This window comes from Zhongshania guokunii, from assembly GCF_040892635.1.
Lineage (GTDB): Bacteria > Pseudomonadota > Gammaproteobacteria > Pseudomonadales > Spongiibacteraceae > Spongiibacter > Spongiibacter guokunii.
Genome location: NZ_JBFRYA010000011.1, coordinates 96,118 through 114,144, shown reverse-complemented (window position 1 = coordinate 114,144; position 18,027 = coordinate 96,118). Strand labels below are relative to the sequence as shown.

Annotated in this window: 13 protein-coding genes; 3 read left to right on the top strand and 10 right to left on the bottom strand. The window is 48.1% G+C overall.

The genetic code is table 11. The features are described from left to right. Window positions 1-76: 76 nt before the first annotated feature. From AB4876_RS13210 to AB4876_RS13200, 3 genes are all read left to right on the top strand, one after another. On the top strand, window positions 77-3,085 hold the full coding sequence (locus AB4876_RS13210) for a chemotaxis protein CheB (protein ID WP_368382240.1): 3,009 nt from the start codon (window positions 77-79) through the stop codon (window positions 3,083-3,085). A gap of 10 nt (window positions 3,086-3,095) precedes the next feature. Continuing rightward, window positions 3,096-5,180 (top strand): sensor domain-containing protein, encoded by a 2,085-nt coding sequence (locus AB4876_RS13205; protein WP_368382238.1) that lies wholly within the window; start codon window positions 3,096-3,098, stop codon window positions 5,178-5,180. A gap of 105 nt (window positions 5,181-5,285) precedes the next feature. After that, entirely contained in the window at window positions 5,286-5,696 is a 411-nt protein-coding gene (locus AB4876_RS13200; protein ID WP_368382236.1) for a response regulator, read from the top strand. Window positions 5,697-5,719: 23 nt separating this feature from the next. Here AB4876_RS13200 and AB4876_RS13195 read toward each other — a convergent pair whose 3' ends face one another. The 10 genes from AB4876_RS13195 to AB4876_RS13150 form a co-directional block, all read right to left on the bottom strand. Beyond that, window positions 5,720-8,782, bottom strand: coding sequence for a hybrid sensor histidine kinase/response regulator (locus AB4876_RS13195; RefSeq protein ID WP_368382235.1), 3,063 nt, complete (start codon window positions 8,780-8,782; stop codon window positions 5,720-5,722). Between the two features lie 241 nt (window positions 8,783-9,023). Beyond that, the gene (gene lpoB, locus AB4876_RS13190; RefSeq protein WP_368382233.1) at window positions 9,024-9,626 is read right to left on the bottom strand and encodes a penicillin-binding protein activator LpoB; all 603 of its coding nucleotides are present in this window, start codon (window positions 9,624-9,626) and stop codon (window positions 9,024-9,026) included. A gap of 12 nt (window positions 9,627-9,638) precedes the next feature. Continuing rightward, the gene (locus AB4876_RS13185; protein ID WP_368382231.1) at window positions 9,639-10,019 is read right to left on the bottom strand and encodes a YcfL family putative periplasmic lipoprotein; all 381 of its coding nucleotides are present in this window, start codon (window positions 10,017-10,019) and stop codon (window positions 9,639-9,641) included. A gap of 12 nt (window positions 10,020-10,031) precedes the next feature. Then, entirely contained in the window at window positions 10,032-11,450 is a 1,419-nt protein-coding gene (locus AB4876_RS13180; RefSeq protein WP_368382229.1) for a COG3014 family protein, read from the bottom strand. A gap of 453 nt (window positions 11,451-11,903) precedes the next feature. Then, window positions 11,904-13,154 (bottom strand): CsgG/HfaB family protein, encoded by a 1,251-nt coding sequence (locus AB4876_RS13175; protein WP_368382227.1) that lies wholly within the window; start codon window positions 13,152-13,154, stop codon window positions 11,904-11,906. Between the two features lie 5 nt (window positions 13,155-13,159). After that, a complete protein-coding gene (locus tag AB4876_RS13170; RefSeq protein WP_368382225.1) occupies window positions 13,160-14,509 on the bottom strand; it encodes a hypothetical protein in 1,350 nt (449 codons plus the stop codon). A 9-nt stretch (window positions 14,510-14,518) separates the two neighbouring features. Further along, the gene (gene lpoB, locus AB4876_RS13165) at window positions 14,519-15,121 is read right to left on the bottom strand and encodes a penicillin-binding protein activator LpoB (RefSeq protein ID WP_368382223.1); all 603 of its coding nucleotides are present in this window, start codon (window positions 15,119-15,121) and stop codon (window positions 14,519-14,521) included. A gap of 14 nt (window positions 15,122-15,135) precedes the next feature. Then, the gene (locus tag AB4876_RS13160) at window positions 15,136-15,522 is read right to left on the bottom strand and encodes a DUF1425 domain-containing protein (protein WP_368382221.1); all 387 of its coding nucleotides are present in this window, start codon (window positions 15,520-15,522) and stop codon (window positions 15,136-15,138) included. Window positions 15,523-15,535: 13 nt separating this feature from the next. Then, window positions 15,536-16,927, bottom strand: a complete 1,392-nt coding sequence (locus AB4876_RS13155; protein WP_368382219.1) for a COG3014 family protein — start codon at window positions 16,925-16,927, stop codon at window positions 15,536-15,538. Between the two features lie 222 nt (window positions 16,928-17,149). Beyond that, entirely contained in the window at window positions 17,150-18,004 is an 855-nt protein-coding gene (locus AB4876_RS13150; protein WP_368382217.1) for a MurR/RpiR family transcriptional regulator, read from the bottom strand. Window positions 18,005-18,027: the final 23 nt, after the last annotated feature.

The following is an 18,027-nucleotide window of genomic DNA, read 5'->3' as shown; positions in this document are numbered from 1 at the left end:
GCGGATATACAGTGCATTAGTCCGTGATTTTCTGCTGTCCACGGTAGCCGGCAAAATCGATATCAGGGTAGATACAATGCAAAAGGATAAAGGAACCAGTAAATCCAAGGACTTAGCCTCACCAGTTGCGGAGAAGCCCTTGACGATTGTCGGCGTAGGCTCCAGTGCCGGTGGGTTAGAAGCCCTGCAGATTATGATCGCCAATCTGCCTGACGACACCAATATGAGCTTTATTGTGGCGCAGCATCTGTCTCCATCACACAAAAGCATGATGGTTGATTTACTGGTAAAAGACGCACCCATTCCGGTATTTACCGCCGTCGATGGCGAGGCCCTTCGCGCCAATGCCCTCTATATCTGCCCGCCCAACCACAATATTGAGATATCTCGCGACAATAAGATCGTGCTAACCAGCTATGTTGAAGCCCGGCGCACCCCGCGGCCGTCGATCGACATGTTGTTTGAGTCAATTGCCACCCACAAAGGCGATGATGCTATTGGCATTATTCTGTCTGGCACCGGCAGCGATGGCAGCCGCGGTATACGCGCGATTAAAGCCGAAAACGGCTTTGGTATAGTCCAAGATCCTCATACCGCCAAATACGACGGCATGCCTAATTCGGCCATCAACTCCGGCAATGTTGACCTCATTGTGTCGCCTGAGCAAATTGGCGCAGAATTAAAAAGCATTGTTATGTTTCCTAGAGACAGGACGATTATTGACGAAAAAACCATTCCCCGTGAAACCTATATTGGCATCATACGGCTGCTAAAATTACACTCAAAAGTCGATTTTAGTCTGTATAAAGAAAACACCATACTACGCCGCATTGAGCGGCGGATGACCTCGCTCAAAATTGCCAAGTCTGAAGATTATCTGCTGCATTTGAGCAAGCACAGCGAAGAAATCAGTTTTCTGTTTAACGACATGTTAATCGGCGTTACCTCGTTCTTTCGCGACGTGCGCGCCTACGAGGCCTTGCGCCGTGAACTGCAACTGTATTTGGCAAACAAAACCGACAAGATTATTCGGGTGTGGTCGGCAGGCTGCTCCACTGGTGAAGAGCCTTATACGCTGGCGATGATTATCAGCGATATCCTCGGCGACAAGAAAAACGAATATAAGATTCAAATTTTTGCGACCGATATCGACGAGCAGGCCATTAGCTTTGCACGAGAAGCGGTATACCCAGAGAGTGCGCTTCACTATTTGCCAAAACAAATAAAGGCCAAGTTTTTTACGGTCAATGGCGACCAGTACGAGGTTATCAAACCAATTAAAGCGATGGTGATTTTCTCGCTGCACGACATTAACAAAGATCCACCGTTTTTACGGCTAGATTTAATTACCTGCCGCAATTTGATGATTTACTTCACCGCCGAATTGCAGCGCATGTTACTACCCACCTTTCACTACGCCTTAAATCCGGGCGGGCTGCTGATGCTCGGCATTTCGGAATCCATTGGCTTATTCCAAGAGCAGTATCGCGTAATCTCAAAAAGCGCCAAACTTTATCAGGCGGTATCGATCAACAAATCCTTGCCCCCTGAGCGGACCATGCACAGCCGCCGGATTCCTGATTATATTGAGCCTACTCCGGCGGTGGACCGCCATATCATGTCGCCCACCAAACGCCTAGACCAAGACTACAGTGCACTGATCATGGAGGCCCTGAAAAGTCGGGTACTGCCAAATGCACTATTAATAAATGAAAACCAAGACATTGTGTTTAGTGAAGGCAATAATGAATTGCTAGTTCGAAGCGAAGGCATTCCGACTAATAATATTTTCAAAAACTTTCATCCTAAATTAACGGTTGAACTGCGCTCTTCGCTCCATGAAATTGACGTTGGCAAACCCTTTGTTGATACCGGCTACCAAAACATCAAACTCAAAGACGACAATGTTTGGGTGAGAATGATGCTAGTCAGAGTGGATCGTTCACCACCACTGGGCAGGCTTACCGTTATCTTTACCGATATTGAGCGGCCCTTTGCCCTGCCCAATATAAAAGATATAGAGGGCAATATTGGCACTGAGGTCGCGAAGGAGCAGGAGCGCCTTCTCAACCGCACCCGCGACCAACTGCAGAACGTTATTGAGGAGTTAGAAACCTCTAACGAAGAAATGCAGGCCATGAACGAAGAATTGCAAAGCTCTAACGAAGAGCTACAAAGCTCCAACGAAGAGCTAGAGACCACCAACGAAGAACTGCAATCTACCAACGAAGAGCTGCAAACTGCCTACGCCGAACTGCGTATGGCATATGAGGAAAAAGAGCAACAGCAGAGCGAGCTACAAGTTCTGCGTTCAGACTTAATGCAGTCCAATAATCTATTGCAAGAGGCCGAGAAAATTGGGCTTAGCGGCTCATGGATGTGGGATATCGAAAATCGACGGCTAACGTGGAGTAAAGGCTGCTTCACCTTATTTAATCTGGACGCAAATGAATACCAGCCCTCCTTCGAAGCGTTTATCGGACTAGCTCACCCCGATGATCGCAATCGCCTAGAAACCCAGATGAAAGAAATGCTAGTTAAGCAGGTAAAACTGCCCATCACCTTTAAAGTTGGCGGTGCAGACCAAGCGGTACGGGTAATTTCTCTCGACGCCGTGGTGTCTTTTAATGAATTGAAGCAGGCAACCAAGGTGATGGGCACCATGACCGACATCACCGAAAAAACTCATTACGAAAAGAACACCAGCGCCTACAAAGACAAGATTAATTACATTCTCACCAGCAGTCTAAATTGCGCCTATATTTACAATTTCATCGACCAGCATATTGAATATGTAAATCCAACCCTAACCCAGCAGTTTGGCTTTTCCCTCGCAGACTTGGAAGACTTCAGCGGCGAAGCCTTCTTCAAACTTTTTGCCAGCGAAGAGCTAGAAAAAATTAAGCAGCATTTTGATCGTGTTAGAACTGGATCACCCGGCGCCACTTATCCCAGCAAGTACGCTTTCAAGAAAAGGGATCCAAATGGCTTCACCCCAGTTTACGCCAACCATACCGTTTACGATCTAGACGAAACCACCGGCTATGCCAGCAAAATGCTGGTGACTTTTTTCGCAGCGGAGTAGGAAAAAGCACATGCGACAACATCCTATATTTAATCGACGAGTGGGAGATCGCAACGGGCTTAGCTTGGCGACCTCTACAGACGGCCGTGGTGAAAACCACAATCGCTACCCCACGCCCTATCTCATCATTGATGAAAAATACTGGATAATTTACGCCAACACTGCAGCATTGCGCGAAATAGACAAAAATTTACTCACCGGCAATCAAAGCATAAATAGAACGAATCTACTGCGCTATATCAAACGTGGAACCACCGAGTTCTTAAATTGGGTCGACACCGAGTCACATGAGCCGCTTGAGCTGAGAGTACTATGTCAGAATCAAGCTCGCCGCTGCTTACTCTATAAAGAAATAGTCGTCGAAAGCGGCTCGCGAAATATCCACCTCACCTTACTCATCGTGGACGCTCAAAATTTCGCAGACGCGGAGTTTAATACCCATCGACTTGTGTTTACCAATACTCAGCAAGCGATCTATGTGTCGAATAGCGACGGCAAAATTACTGCCGTAAACCCCGCTTTTTGCCGAATGTTTAAATACCATGAACAAAAAATTATTGGCTGTGACGAGGAAACCCTCTACGACAGCGCAACAAAAAAAATGCGGAAAGATGAAATAACGCTTAATTTAGAGCAGCTAGGATCATGGACTGGACGCGTCGTTAATGTTAGCCAAGAAGGCATACCATTTCATACTTCATTACACGCCAGCACCGTGCACATGGAAAACAGCAATGATTACTATATTGTTAATATTATTGAAGACATTAGTCATCAGCTACAGCTGGAAGAGCAACTCAAAGAAAGTGCTGAGATTGACTCCCTCACCCGCCTTCACAATCGCCTCGCCTTCAATCGCCACTATCACGAAGTTTTCACTGAGGCCCAGCGCAATGATGAAAAGCTCAGCCTGCTATTTATCGACCTTGATAAATTCAAAGAACTTAACGACCAATTCGGCCATGACTACGGCGATGAATTATTGATCAATGTGAGTCGTCGTCTGAAAAACACGCTAAAGGATACTGACTTTATCGCGCGGCTAGGCGGCGACGAATTTGTCATCTTGTTGCGTGGTGAGATGAAAAAAGAAACCCTCACCGCCTTAAGTAATAAATTAATTAAGACCCTTGCCGAACCCTTTAAATTGAAGGACCTGACTTACCAGTGTACTTCCAGTATTGGTATCGCCCGCTACCCCTTTGACGCCATCACTGCTGAGCAGCTCTTGCAAGCTGCCGACAGCGCGATGTATCTATCTAAGAAAGCGGGGCGGAATTGCTGCTGCTTTTATAATGAGGAAGCGCAAAAGCAAGCGCAGACCTTAGTCGAGCAGCGCCATGAAATTGCCAACGCGATCGCGAACGGCGAAGTAAAAACCTATTTTCAACCAGTTCACAATCTACTTACGGGTAAAATTGTTGCCTTTGAAGCGCTGGCCAGATGGGTTCAGGGTGAAGACGATATCCGTCTACCCGCCGCTTTTTTGCCAATCATTGAAAATGATCCGCTGATGGTGAAACTAGGCTTACAAGTAGCAAATCAGGTTTATCAGCTTTCTGGAATTCTCGACCGTATGAATTTAGCGACGGAGGTTGCCATGAATTTATCGGCAATCCAGCTTCGCTCCGAAGAATTAATTAGCTATATTGAAACCTTATTTGCCAAAAAAGGCCGCGATTACTGCAATAAAATTCATATCGAAATTGCCGAGCCGCTGGTTTTTGACCGCGATCCGGTGATACTCGAAAATTTAAAACGTCTGACTGGTATCGGTTTTCAATTGACCTTAGATAATTTTGGCAAGGGCAATTCGTCAATATACACCCTTAAGCGAATCGAGTTTTCAACAGTCAAAATTGACCGTATTTTTCTAGAGGCATTTAATCAGGAAGACTCTCAAGACGCACAGATTCTTACCGGCCTCATTCAGCTCCTACACAATTTGAATGTGCGTATTATTTGCGAGGGGGTCGAGTCCCAGAAGTATGTTCACTTTTTACTCGACCGGGGCTGTGTGCTTGCCCAAGGTTGGCTTTTTTCAGAGGCTCTAGCCAAAGATAAACTTCTGCAATATCAACGTAGATTTATTTAATCAGCCTAACTGCCACTACATACTCATACTCGCAGAAACTGGCTAGCGCAGGATAGCGGGAGTAAGATACCACTATTTATGCAACCCCCCATTCAAGAGGTTTCAGTGACGAAACAAGGCGCAAAAATTCTCGTTGTCGATGACGAACCCGCATCATTGGAGTCGCTCTGCGTGATTCTAGAACACGGCTGCGAGTTATTTATGGCGGAGACCGCCCAAGCGGGGCTGGACTGTATTGCCCAGAACGATATCGATTTGATACTGCTAGACGTAGATTTACCGGATCAATCAGGCTTCGATGTTTGCAAGAAAATTAAAGCGGGACCAGAGACTAAACATATTCCCGTCATTTTTCTAACTGGCTTTGAGGGACTGGTTTTTGAAGCCCAAGCCTTTCAAGCTGGCGCAGTGGATTTTATTACCAAACCCGCCAGTCCTTATCGGGTATTAATGCGTGTCAACGCGCATATAAAAAACGAGTATCACATCAAACTACGCAGCGACCTTAAGTCTTGAGCTAAAATTGACCTAGGGCTGACTTATGCCTCATCTTCAGGTATTTCCACATAGCGCCGCAATATCGCCACTGTCTCTTGAATAGCGATGAAGAGTGGTGTCATTGACGCGCCTGGGTCATTAGCTACACATTGTTTGGTATCACTGTTAATTTCCGCCAGTTTTACCGCTCCTACAGAAGCGGCAGCGCCTGTTAAGCGGTGAAAAAACCGCCGTTGCTCATCGGCGCTTAACCCCCCTTTATTCATCCAGTGCGCCAGCTCTTTTTCCATATCCTTAACAAATGCCACGGCCACACGCCGATACCCTATTTCGCCAATTTGCTGGTAAATAGCATTATCTGGACTGAATTCGGCGGCAGCAAATAGGCCCGCTAGCGAGCTATGATCACCGTCGTCAACGACGGCCGCCGCAGGTTTTTCTAAAACCACGTCATCCGCAACGGGAAGCCAATATTGCAAAATAATATTAATGAGTTTTTCAACGTTGATCGGTTTGGCGATATAAGCATTAAATCCCGCCGCCATTGCCTCTTTAATATCACTGTCAAAACTTGCCGCAGACAAAGCAATAATAGGCAACTGGGTATCTGTATACTGTAGACGCATTGCCCTGGCAGCGCTCAAACCGTCCATAACCGGCATTTGAATATCAAGAAATACCAAATCAAACTCGCTATGCCGTGCCCGCGCTAACGCCTCTTTACCATCATTAACTAAGGTAACGGCCAAGCCAAAACTACTGAATAACTCTTGCAGCAAAACGCGATTATAGGCGTTGTCGTCTGCCACCAGTATTTTGGGAGCGCGCGCCCACTCAAGACGCTGCTGCACGATCGCGACTAATATCTTGACTAAGCCCGGCTCGGCCTCGCCACCAAGCACCGAAATTATATTTTTTTTGCCCAAAGCTTCCAGCAGTCGTGACATAGTCACCGGCTTTTGCAATACCGTAATATCAGCAAACTCTGGCGAAGTGGCTATTTCGCTGCGATCTGCTGCCAGCGCCATAAGTATCTCTGGCGGACGCGAGTAAGACTTGTCATCAAGGTAAGCATTGATACGGCGAATTAAAGCGAGCCCCTCACCCCCCGATAAGTGCTTGTCTACGATCAGCAAGCCGAAGGCTTCACCTGCAACTGCGCTTTCAACAACGGCGTAATAGGCTTCGTCACTGCTATAAAGAGCTTTGGTTTTACAGCCCCAGTAACCAAACATTTTTTCAAGCACCTCGCAGACCCGAGGATTTTCATCAGCAATCAACACATTTTTGGGCAGTTTCTCGCGCAACCGGCCAAGTTCACCACTGCGCTCTGCCGCCACCTCTAGTGTTAACTCAAAAGAAAAGTTCGAGCCCTCTGCGAGCGAGCTTTGCACCTGCAATCGGCTATCCATCAACTCAAGTAAATGCTGAGTAATAGACAAGCCAAGGCCGCTGCCACCATATTGCCGAGTGACGGAAGCATCTGCTTGCACAAAAGGTTCGCAGAGCCGGTCAAGTTCTGCCTCGTCAAGACCGACACCGGTATCGCTAATACAAAACCGCACTCTGGCACTGCCGCTTATTCTCTCGACCAAATCAACGCGGATCGTCACGAAGCCTTTGGCGGTAAATTTTACGGCATTGCCAATCAGGTTATTGAGCAATTGCTGAATACGCAGTGCGTCACCATTTAAACTGAGACTAGACAGTTCCGGCGCAACTTCAGAAAGTAATTCAATACCCTTGGCTTCCGCCTCACCAGAAAACAAGGCAACAGAATGATCCACCAGTGGGTCGATAGCCAACTCATTACTCTCGAGCTGCAAACGACCAGACTCGATTCTACTTAAATCTAGGATGTCGTTGATTAATGTTAATAAATTACGCGCCGCCGCGCTCACCAAATCCAAATTGCGCATTAAACTCTCGCCGTCTGGCTTGCGGCGAATAATTTCGAGTAAACCCATAATCGACGTTAAAGGAGTGCGAATTTCATGACTCATATTCGCCAGAAAAGTCGACTTATAAAAGTTGACCTTCTCTACCTCTTCTATCTCGTACTGAAGCTGCTTATTAAGCGCTAACAGCTTGCGATCAGAGGTATACACATAAGCGGCCACACCAACGGAAAACAGGAGTAGCACTCCTAAAATAGGCAAGCGCCACAATATTGCCTCGCGGCTTATCTGCCGAAGATAGTCGTCACTCAAATAAGTTTGTACGTAATAGGTTTTTTCACCGCCACTAAGCAGGCCGTTTAATCGCCCTAGTGTCTCGCTGTCATTGCTGTATTTTCCGCTGATATCGGCATCTGCCCGCGCAATCAAATCCATTGTATGCGCTTTACGGCTGTGCCCATGATCTGCAATGCTCAGGCCCAGCAGCGACGACCATGCTCGTTCGGCGTTATCCGTATCAATCAACAAATTGGCGTCGGAGTCCAGCAAGCGAAACACCATCCCAGCACTAGTTACCTGATATATTTTTTCAAATATCGAAGTGAGGTCAATATTCAAAACGATCAGGCCAAGCCTCAAGCCCTCCTCATGGCGAGTAGGAATCACCATTCGCAAGGTCGGCTGAAAGGGTTGCACAATTTTATTTAGCTCTACATTCAAATCGATCGGGGAAATATAAATACTCTCCCCCGTCCCGCTAATTGCCTCGGAGTAGTAGTAGCGAGAGGATTTGTCTTGTAAAACTTCGGCTGAGGTAAATTCCGTGCCGTCTCTGGAGGCTCTATCTAATCGCGCGCGCTCCATCCCCGTATCGTCTAACCAGCGAATCTGGGAAATAAGTGAGTTGTTTGAAGTATACTTCAGCAGAAGCGCTTCTAAGGACGTGCGCTGGAATGGCTCCGAGGGAGTTAATAATTGTTGACGGATAATAGCGAGTTTAATATCAAACAGCACAAAACCGAGCAAATCAACTTCGTGGACTAGTACGCTGGTGTTGCGATCGCGAATAACATCTAAATTATTTAAGCTGCGAGTATACAGATTACTTTTGTAGTGACTGTATAGAATACCGGTCACAATCACTGAAAACAGCGAAAGCGCCAAAAATAGAAAAACCACACGTAATTTGAGTCTTTGGCGGGTCACCACTACGTCCTTTTTAGGGCTAATGCTGAAGGCTAGCTGGCCTGACTATTGCTGCTATGTAGCTGACCGAGCATACTTCCATCATTGCATGTTCTGGCGAGCAAACCTAACGCTAAGACTTTACTGCGGCCGATTTAATTTATAGTGATGCTTGTTATTTATAGAGTATAGCGGAAATGCAAAAGGCTGCCATGACGACAGCCTTCCATTAGATTTGGCTCAGCTTTACGCTATTTTGCTATTACCAGCTCACCGACTTTGCTGAACCGCGTTTCACAATCGGAGTTTCACCCTCCCAGATTGCTAAACCTGAGTTGATATCGGTCAAGCTCAACTGAAAGAAGTATTCGACCTGCTGCTTATTACGGCCCATGCTGTGATTGCGCTGCAGAATTTTGCCGGTTAAAGACAGTTCTGGCGCTTGCAACTGACCCTTGGCGGCAACGCGGCTTTGATCAAACTCGCTATTACCGCGCAGCTCTCGAGCGTTGTAGCTCATTTCATCTTCGGGGCCGTTAAACGCCACCGCGGTGGTAACCACAACCTTGCCAGAGTTTAGCAATTCGATACGGATTTTTTTCACCAACTGATCAGTATCAATGCGCTGCATGGTGTCGTTAATCATACGGCCAATCGCCAATACATAGCGGCCGCCACCGGGCTTGCTAACCGCGCCACTGGCAATCATCGACTGCACCGACTCACCCGCCGCTTTTTCAAAGTCGCGGTATTCCAAGCCCATCACCGAATCAGCGGTGTCGTTATTGGTGTCAACAATCTGCACACCACTCGCACAGCCAGTCAGTACCAGCGCCATAGCGCAGGCGGTAAATAATTTTTTCATGCTTTTACCCCTTTATTTTTCGGCAATTTCAATACGATAATCAACAGCTTCTGGACCTGGTGCACTCTGCACAATCTCGACAGTTTGCCCAGATTCAATAGTGCGCTCCTGCCATTTACCCAGTACGGTGTTTACTGGCTGGCCGTCGGCCTGATACCACAACACCCGAAAGGAGATGCGCACGGTGGTCATAGCCTTAGACTCAACTTGCAACATTAGTTTGGTGCCCGTCTGCGAATCAGGCCACTCGCGGAGCTCCAGAATATCCAAATAGCGACCATCGTAGCTAACATGGGCCGCCCACGCAGGGGCATTGTCGCCGCGCTGCAAGCCCGCGCAAGCTGCCAGCAGCGCCACACCGAAAACCACCATAATCCGCTTTACGTTTGTCATTGATGATCCCTTTTATAAGTAAAACAACTCAACATAGGGCGCTGCAGTTGGGCTTGGCTGCTTAATATAGATCAATACATCTTTATTCGCAGGTAAGCTCAAGATTGTCGCCAGTCCACTACCGTAAGGTATTTGTAAATTTTCGCTCTGTTTGGCCGGAATTTTCGCCAGCGACCACTGCTCCGGCATGGCATGCCAAGCGCGGGTATCTGCCGAAGCGCTGGCATTGGCGTAGACCATACCCACAATATTGCCCAGCGGTCCCATTTCTTTAGCCATCCGGTCTTGCAGCACGGCCTTGCTCGCCGCAGACACAATCGCCCTTGTCACCGTAGCCGACCAGCGCTTTTGAAACTCAGTTTGCATCACCCGATCCATACGCGCAAAGGGCTGTAATACTAGCGCCTGATTGCCCACCGCCAAGCCGTTCACACTGCTGCGGCTGGGACGATTCACCAATTCTGGCAGCGCCACCGTCACTTGAATAAACGCATTGGCAGTAAACCACGGGATTGAAAAGCGTTTTTCACCGTACACCGGGCTTAAACCACTTTCATACACAATCCAGCGCTGGGCGGCGCCATTATTCAAGCGGCCCTGTTTACGCAAATTTAATAGATCTTGGGCAATAACCGGATTGCCGCCGATCATGCCATTAACCCGCTCCAATAAAGTTTCGGCCTGCGCAATATCGCTGCCACTGCCGCCAGCCAAAAACATGGCGTTCATATACGCCACCGCCGGGTTAACGAAACTATCGTAAACCTGCCACTGATCCATATTGGGGAAGTTCTGGCGCAGCGCACTTTGCACCCCAGACGACTGCAAATTGCGATTGGCGTCGCGGCCTTCCTGTTGGGCTTCGACAATCATTGCTTCATAGCGTTCTACCGCGATGCGCGCCCGCTCATTAGCACGATTAAATTCAACGCGGGCATTGTCTTTTTCACCAAGCGACCAAAATGCCAAGGCCTTATAAAAATTGGTCAAAATACGCTCGGCGGGCGGCGGCTCATAAGAGCGAACCGCATCGTTCACAAGTGCCGCGCCAATATTCTCGCCAAACCGTCTCGCACCGCTCTGCACATCTTTGTCTTTAAACAAATCCTCCAGTGCATCGTAATGGGCGATCGCGCGGCGGGGATTACCCGCCAAACGCCAATTCTCAGCAGCCTCGAGATGCAATAATACCTCCCCAGAACGAGCCTCTACCGCTGCCAACTCCCTGGTTTTTACATCCATCAAGCCTAGCTGCTGTTCAATGGCCTCGGCCGCAGCGAGGTATTGCCCCGCTTGATAGCGCTGGTCAATATTTTGAACAAAGTCGCTGCTTTGGTAGCTTACGCAACCGCCAAGCAGACACAGCATAGCCATTAACCACAGTATTCGGCCTACGGCAGCGCTATTTTCTTGACCGGATATTCCGCTCACTATCACTTATTACCCTACTCCAAAATTTTAAATCTTGGTTCACTTGATAAAGACGAGCCTGCATCTTGCGCTATAGACCGCTATTGTGGAAATCCGTGCGCAATGTCGACTGAGGACTTACCAGCCAAGAACCGCCAACTTAGATATTTCCTTACAAAATCAACTAGTTATATTTATCTTGCAGCGGAAAATCGCATTTTACAAGTATCCGTAATAGGCCGTTTATTCAGTGCCATTCACTTATAAGGGATAGCTAAAGGCTAGGAATATACAAGGCGACTTACAGGTTTACCATAACAAGCTAATTTAGGCATGCCACAACACGGCAGCCGCACAGGTAAATTTTAGGAGGGAACTAGAGCACAGGCCGTTATTATTTAGGGGATTCAGGACTTAGCACTACTATTGCAGTAGCGCTAAGTGGAGGGCTAGCAGATGAAAATCAACCCGCAGCTAATCGAAAGGGAGCGCGACACCAGCAACCGGTTTTTTCACTTCGACGCTTGCCTTAGGTTTGACCACTGGCGCAGAGGCTGGACGAAGAATCATTCCCGACTCAAATTCACCACCCGCTACTTTCGTGGCGTGAGACATCTTTGCCAGCACTTTACTCACCACGATACTGCCCATCAAGGTCTCTTCCGAGCCTAAAGACTCGCCAGTATAGGGGTCAAAAAGTACCTCGCCGGGCCGGAATACATTGTATCGCTGGCCAATCGAAACCGATCTGCCACCCGCATTGATGATCACGCCAGAGGACGAAACCTTGATAATTTGTTTGGGATAAATTCGTTCAACTATATCGGTAATCGCTGTTTTTGAAACACTCGCGACAAGCCCGCGACTATTTTCTACCGTAGTGGCAGCCCGATACTGCTCTGCAAATTTTACCTCACCGGTAGCAACCGCAATGACTTTCACGCTGACAGTAATCGCCCCAGAAGACCAAGTTTCAGTTTGGCCGGTGATCTTAATGGTCTTACTCTGCGTTGAGCCGCTGGCACTCACAATTTCTGGGAGCAAGAGGAAGTCGGCACCAAGCATACGACCCAGTTTGGCCTTTTCTTCTCTAGAGGTCGCATCGGAAGAAATCAGATTCAGCTCGGCACCGATTTCAGCAAGATTGTCTCTACTTAGTACCGCAAACTTTCGCGTTTGTACCAGCTCCTGCTCCATGGCGCTGGTAATCAAGCCGGCAAGTTCAGACCCAGAGTAATTACGAAACACAAAATACTTCCCATTTTTTGCTTTGGTCTGCAGCAGGGCCATCCGCTTCCGCGCAGAGGATGCCGGTGTATCGTAGCGATAAACACGAACACGAAGTTTCGCCTCATAACCCGAGTCAATTTTGCTCAACGAGAGCACGTCATAGCTATGAATATTGCCACTAGTCTGAGTGCGGGCTGACATAGAAGCCGACAAGGTAACGTCGACGTCCTCTGTTACCCCATCTTTATTACTCACTGCACCAGTAACATTGCTGCTTGCGGTAACCTGATCCGCCTGCAAAGACGTGCCGTTTACTTGTGATACTGCCGCCGCAAGACCGGAGCGTATAGCTTCGTCTTGAGTTCCGCCGAAACCACTTGCCTCTACTTCAACCTGCCGCGTACCTGATGGCTGAGCATGCAGCGTTAACGAGGCCAGCAAGCTAACGGCCAAAAGCACTAATACCCTAGTTAATTTATTGCCGAGAAATCTCATAACACCTACCAATCTTCGCTGATCACAGGCGCAGATCGTGTACTGCCTGTGGCTTTCCCTTGCGTAGATGCGCCTATATTCGCACCGCCAGATTTTCCTTTATCAAACGCAGCGTTACCGGCCGCGCGAAATTGCTGCGCTGCCGATAACATGCTGGGGCTCCAAGCATACGCTGTGAGGTAAAAATCAACACCCGAGCCATCGTCGCTGTATTTTTTAGCGTATATTTTTGATGCGCCCTTTAAACGCAAGGTAGCCTGGGTTTTGTAGGCCTGTTCCAACTGGCTTATAACAACACTTTCCTGTAATTGGCTAACTGTATCGCTTCCATCTTCAATAAGCCTTTTAACAGAGTGCTTGGTGTCGTCTTTAGTTGATTGATCTAATTTATGCGCAATTGCCATATTCGAGAATCTTGCCAATTCGCGAATCGCATTTGTTTCAGAGATTTTTCGTTCAGACTGGGTTCGGCTACTATTCATTACATTCGAGGCCGAGCGCTCGCTTGCGGGCGCAATGCCAAAGCCAATTATCGCCCATTCGCCATTTGACAGCTTGGTCATGCGCGAGCCAACTAAGCCCAGTACGGATCCAGCTTGAGCGTCGAGCTGTGTGCGCACCCACTGCTGTATTTCAGTTTTGGCCGCGGGATTTGGTTTCGCACTAGACTGCTGAGAACTTAATATACCGGCGACCTCAGCAGTGTCTGTAGACAAGCCGATTATCACACCTATCTGTCCTTGGTGGATAACAGATTGCACAATACGCGCACCTGAAAATGAATCATTCACTGCCCGCGACACAACATCAGTAATTAAACGTCGATCTGTTGTAGCCGAGCATTCGATCACCGAGTCTAGCTTCGATTTCACCGCTTTTTCTTCGTCACTACTCGATAAAGATCGAATAGCGCCTTTAACTACATCAACAAATGATTCCTTGGCTTCGGCATCTTGCTTGGCCGCTTGATGCCGCTCTTCGCAATCGGCAACTAATGCTTCCGCTGGACCACCCGTGCTAGTTACATTGACACTGGTTTCAGCCGAAATCATCTCGGCACCGAGCTCGCTTGCGAGTTGCGCGTATGCCTGCGCTAATGCAAATTGGTAAGCCGTATTCACGCTGGTCACATATGCCGTGCTACCTTTCGCGCCCGCGATACCGGCAATGCCATAGGCCATATGATAGTTTTTACCACTGGCCAATAACTCCGACTCCATCTGAAACTGGTAGTCTTCAATGGCATCAAATAATGACGTATTTTCGTCAATATTTAGCTGGGCCGCTACGGCACCGGTCGCATAAATCAACGTGCCGATGGCGAGGCTCGCACGCAAAATGCTAGCTTTAAACATATCGAATTCCTACCAGCTAACGGTGTTCGCGGAGCCACGCTTAATAATTGGCGTCTCACCTTCCCAAATTGCTAAACCACTATTGATATCGGTTAACGTTAACTGAAAGAAATATTCAACTTGCTGCTTGCCACGTGACATATTGTGGTTGCGCTGAAGGATCTTTCCAGACAGCGATAAATCTGGCGCCTGCAACTGACCTTTGGCAGCAACTCGACTTTGATTAAACTCGCTATTACCACGTAATTCACGGGCAGCCATCGTCATCTGATCTTCTGGGCCATTTAAACCTACCGCAGTAGTTACAACGACCTTGCCAGAGTTAAGAAGCTCTATGCGAATTTTTTTCACTAGCTGATCGGTGTCTATACGCTGCATGGTGTCATTTATCATCCGGCTGATAGCAAGCACGTAACGACCGCCATTTGGATTATTTACCGCACCGGTTGCCAACATAGACTGGACAGACTCGCCAGCGGCTTTTTCAAAATCGCGATATTCTAAACCCATAACACTCTCGGCGGTGTCGTTGTTGGTGTCGACAATTTGCACACCACTGGCGCAGCCTGTGAGCGCTGCGGCCAGAAAACACATTGAAATAAACTTGTTCATTTTAATTCCTCAACTTATTTTTCAATAATTTCAAATCTATAATCAGCGGCGCGTGGCCCTGGCGAGACTTGCACGAGCTCAATAGTCTGCCCAGGCGAAACAACACGCTCCTGCCATTTGCCAAGTACTGTTTGAATAGGCTGGCCATCGGCGGTATACCAATTAACTTTGAATGAAATTCTTAGGTCGGTCATCGCGATAGATTCTGCTCGCAACATGACCTTCATACCCTTTTGCTCACTCGACCAATCGCGTACATCCAAGATGTCGAGATAGCGCCCTTTGTATGAAACATGCGCTGCCCACGCCGGTAGCGATGCGTCTTGTGGTTTCAGCTCGCCGCAAGCTTGCAGTGCAAAAACCGTAACTACAGCAATAAAAATCTTTATTATCCTAATCACCAAATACTCCTAATTATAAGTAGAACATTTCAACCAAGGGTGCAGCGTGAGGTGTCGGTTGCTTGATATAAATCAAGGTGTTTTGATTTGCTGGCAGCATGACTTCTTTATACTCGCCATTTCCGTAGGGTATCCGTAGCGAAGATTCTTGCTGCGCGGAGACTTTTGCCAACGACCACTGCTCCGGCATGGCATGCCAAGCACGGGTATCTGCCGACGCACTAGCATTTGCGTATACTGTGCCCGCCAGGTTTCCTAGCACGCCGAATTTACGTCCCATCTGATCTTGTAATACCGCTTTGGTCGCAGCAGATACCACCGCACGTGAAACAGTCGCGGGCCAGCGTTTTTTAAATTCTGTGCGCATGACCATATCCATTCTCGCAAATGGCAGGAACTCTAGGGCCTGATTATCAATTGCCAATCCGTTTACACCCATACCGCTAGGGCGATCGATGAGCTCGGGAAGTGCTACCGATACTTGAATAAGGGCGTTGGGAGTTATCCACGGAATAGAGAATTTCTTTTCGCCGTACACTGGGCTGAGGCCGCTTTCAAAGATAATCCAGCGCTGTGGCTTACCGTTTGTCAGGCGACCATGCTGACGTAGATTGAGTAAATCTTCATTGATAAGTGCATTGTCGCCAATCATGCCGCTGACACGCTGCATTAAGGTTTCAGCTTTAGATACATCAGCACTGGGGCCATGCGCTAAAAATATTGAATTGATATAGGCAACGGCTGGATTGACAAAACTGTCAAAAACTTCCCAGTACTCAATATTGGGAAAATTTTGTGCTAGTGCTTTTTGAACACCGTCGGAATGAAGATTTTTATTTGCACCGTCGTCTTTTTCATTTTTCTTCTGCTCTTTTTCAATCATTTTTTGATAGCTTTCAACCGCTATCCGCGCACGCTCATTAGCCCGATTAAACTCAACCCGCGCGTTATCAAGCTCACCCGATGACCAAAAACTCAAGGCCTTATAAAAATTGGTAAGTATGCGCTCAGCGGGTGGTGGCTCATAGGACCGCACGCTATCGTTTATCAAGACCGCGCCAATTCCTTCAGCTATTTTTTTCCCATAACCCTCGGTATCTTCGTCTTTGAAGAGCGTTTCGATAACATCGTAATGCTCAATCGAGCGCTCTTTATTGCCGGTTAAACGCCAGCTTTCAGCCGCCTCTAAATGCAATAAGATGTTACCGCTTGGGGTAACTGCGAGTAACTCACCGGTTTCTGAGTCGACAAGCTTGAGTTGGCTTTCAATAGATTCGGCGAGAACAGCGTAATCCCCAGCCTGATAACGCAAGTCTATATTTTGAGTAGAGTCTGAAGATTGGTAGGTAGCACAGCCCGAACTCAAAATTCCAAAGGCGACTATAGCGAGGGAGCGACGTGCCAAAAATGGCACAAGTGAAGATAAAACTGACTGACAAGCGCGCACCTAATTTTCACTCCTTGAAATTAAATATACTGGGCAATCATTTGCCTCAGCGTCATCCTAGACGCCGCCAGTTAAACAGCTTTTAAAATTATTTTCACTATTTTTGAAAAAAATTGAACTATTCCGCCTCGAAAAAGTCATCCACTCCCGCATACTGCTTACCTCCCCGCCAGTAAATACTTACTTACCAATATCAGTGCGCAGCGCCTGCAGGCCTTTTTCGATGGTATTCAAATGCTCTCTGACGCCAGCCTTGCTACGAGAAATTCCGACCGCCAAAATATCCAACACCGCCATGTGCGCAAGGCGTGAAGGCAGCGGCGTATAGTCGCCGTCGTCTTTATCGACATCAATGGCAATGGCAAGATCAGCCAACACCGCAATTGGCGAACCCGAGGGCGCCAAAGCAATAACCGGTGCGCCACTTTGCTGGGCCAACTTGATGGCGTCAAGTAGGGCGCGGGTTCGGCCCGACTGGGAGATGGCCACCACCACGTCGTTTTTCTGCAGTGACATGGCCGACATCGCTTGCACATGGGGGTCGGAGTAGACACTGGCCGAAATTTGCAGACGAAACAGATTGTGCTGCGCATCCGTTGCCACCGCCGCCGAGGCACCAAAGCCGTAAAACTCCACCCGCCGCGCCGCGCTAAGCAGGGCTACAGCCTGCTCAATGGCGCTGACTTCAATGCTGTCGCGCACTTTTTTTAAAGCTTCCATGGTGGAATCAAACACCTTAAAGGTGTACTGGCGGGCGGAGTCTTCGTCGCCAAAGCTGAATTCTTCGTAGTCTGGGCTGTGGGCGATATGCTGAGCGAGGGCAACCTTAAAGTTCTGAAAGCCGTCACAGCCTATCGCGCGACAGAAGCGCACCACCGTTGGCTCACTAACATGGGCCTCTTGAGCTAAATCAACAATCCGCATATGAATGACTTCTTTGCGGTTTTCAAGAATATAGTCGGCCACCTTGCGCTCGGAGCGCCGCATTTGCTCCCGGCAGGTTTCCATGGCGCGGATGATATTTCTCGGTCGCAAATTTAACTCCGACAGCTCAGTTT

What these genes read in the sequence shown, in the direction of transcription:
- lpoB (WP_368382223.1), bottom strand. Translation starts at nt 15,121, where the DNA reads ATGAACAAGTTTATTTCAATGTGTTTTCTGGCCGCAGCGCTCACAGGC.
- lpoB (WP_368382233.1), bottom strand. Translation starts at nt 9,626, where the DNA reads ATGAAAAAATTATTTACCGCCTGCGCTATGGCGCTGGTACTGACTGGC.
- AB4876_RS13185 (WP_368382231.1), bottom strand. Translation starts at nt 10,019, where the DNA reads ATGACAAACGTAAAGCGGATTATGGTGGTTTTCGGTGTGGCGCTGCTG.
- AB4876_RS13175 (WP_368382227.1), bottom strand. Translation starts at nt 13,154, where the DNA reads ATGAGATTTCTCGGCAATAAATTAACTAGGGTATTAGTGCTTTTGGCC.
- AB4876_RS13205 (WP_368382238.1), top strand. Translation starts at nt 3,096, where the DNA reads ATGCGACAACATCCTATATTTAATCGACGAGTGGGAGATCGCAACGGG.
- AB4876_RS13170 (WP_368382225.1), bottom strand. Translation starts at nt 14,509, where the DNA reads ATGTTTAAAGCTAGCATTTTGCGTGCGAGCCTCGCCATCGGCACGTTG.
- AB4876_RS13210 (WP_368382240.1), top strand. Translation starts at nt 77, where the DNA reads ATGCAAAAGGATAAAGGAACCAGTAAATCCAAGGACTTAGCCTCACCA.